Origin of the sequence: Actinomadura darangshiensis (genome assembly GCF_004349235.1) — a bacterium.
GTDB classification, from domain to species: Bacteria; Actinomycetota; Actinomycetes; order Streptosporangiales; family Streptosporangiaceae; genus Spirillospora; species Spirillospora darangshiensis.
Map to the genome: position 1 here is coordinate 1 of NZ_SMKY01000601.1, position 1,771 is coordinate 1,771.

General features: G+C 71.7%; 2 protein-coding genes. One reads left to right on the forward strand and one right to left on the reverse strand.

The features are described 5' to 3' along the window. A partial coding sequence (locus tag E1293_RS46820) for a DinB family protein (protein ID WP_481726121.1) occupies positions 1 to 296 on the forward strand: 296 nt, incomplete at its 5' end. A gap of 53 nt (positions 297 to 349) precedes the next feature. Here the strand turns inward: E1293_RS46820 and E1293_RS46825 are convergent. After that, on the reverse strand, positions 350 to 1,771 hold a 1,422-nt coding region (locus tag E1293_RS46825; protein ID WP_207939557.1), incomplete at its 5' end, for an alpha/beta hydrolase.

The window sequence follows — 1,771 nt, forward strand, 5'->3', positions numbered from 1 at the left end:
ACGCCCGCCTCACCGAGGTCCTCGTCCACCACGCCGATCTCGACGCCGGCTTCACGCACCGCGACTGGCCTGCCGGCTTCACCACCCGCATGCTCGCGAGCGTCACCGCGTCCTACGCCCGCCGCGACAACGCCCCGGACCTGCGCCTGCGCGCCACCGACACCGGCGAGGAGCACGGCCAGGGCGACCACTTGGTCACCGGCCCGGCCACGTCCCTCCTCGCCTGGCTGATGGGCCGCACCCAAGGCGCCGACCTGACCGCCACCGACAACATCACCCTCCCTTTCCTCTACTGACCGTCCACCCGCTTCTTCACCACGGTGCCCCGCAGACCTACTGCGCGCTCTCGCTACTGGGCGGGGCAGGTCTTGCCGCGGGGCGGGAGCTTCTCTGTGATCAGGTAGGCGTCGATCGTGTTCTGCATGCAGGGGCCTCGGTTGTAGCTGCCGTGGCCGGCTCCCTCGTAGGTGAGGAGGCGTCCCGTCCGGCCGAGTTGGCGGGTGACGTTCTTCGCCCAGGCGTAGGGCGTGGCCGGGTCGTGGACGGCGTTGGACAGCAGGATCGGCGCGCTTCCGCGGACGTCCAGGCGGTGCTGCGGGTTGCGGACCGGCTGCGGCCAGCCGAGGCACGCGGAGACCGCCACGACGGGACGCGCGAACGTCATGTCGGGGGCGACCTTCTCCGTCCGCCGCATGAGCTGCGCGTACTGGTCGTAGTCGCGGACGGGCAGGCTCCAGTCGGAGCAGAACTGCGCCGTGAACGGGTCCGTGGCGGTCTCCTCGGAGGCCGGTGACGCCGCGGGCTTCGCTGCGGGCTTCGGTGGCTTGGACGCGTTCAGGGCGGCCAGGTTCTTGGCCAGCTCCGCCCAGTCGGGGCCGTAGAAGCTCTTGTAGGCCATCAGGACGAGGCCGAATTCGGGCAGCGCGGTCGCCGGGTCGGACGGGTCGGGCAGTTCACCGCGGGACGCGCGGGCGCGGAGGTCTCGCCAGATGGCGCGGACGTCCTTGCCGTGCAAGGCGCAGTCCTTTGTCCGGTTGCACCAGGTGACGAACTGCTCGAACGAGTCCTGCGCCGCCACCAGCTCGGACGTCAGGAACTGCCCGGTGTCGGTGATGCTGTGGTCGTCGACGCTCTCCAGCACCATCGCGCGGACGCGCTTCGGGAACGTCTCGGCGTACATCTCGCCCAGCAGCGTCCCGTACGAGCTGCCGTGGAAGGTCAGTTTCGGCTCGCCGAGGGCGGCACGGATCGCGTCCACGTCCCGGACGGTGCTGAGCGTGTCCGCGTGGTCGTAGAGCGGGCCGGTGCGTTCGCGGCAGTCGGCGCGCAGGCGCTCGTTGTGGGCGAGGGTCGCCTCGAACTCCTTCGCGCTCTTGATCATCGGGGACGGCGCGGACTTCATCAGGTCGGCCGAGCACGTCACCGGATGGCTGGCGCCGATCCCGCGCGGGTCGAAGCTGACGATGTCGAAACGGCGGCGGAGCCGGTCGCTGAACCGCTCGATGCCGTTCTCGACCTGGGTGACGCGCTGGACGCCGGAGTCGCCGGGCCCGCCCGGCCCGAACACGAGCGTGCCGGCGCGGTGGGCGGGGTCGAGGGCCTTGCGGCGGGCGATGGCGAAGCCGAACGTGGGGCCGTCCGGCCGGGACCAGTCGACCGGCAGCTGGAGCGTCGCGCATTCGGCCTTGCCGTCCTCGCCGCACGCCCGCCAGTCGATCTTGGACGAGGCGGGGGACGCGGCGAGGGACGCGGAGCGGGGCGTGGCGGGGGA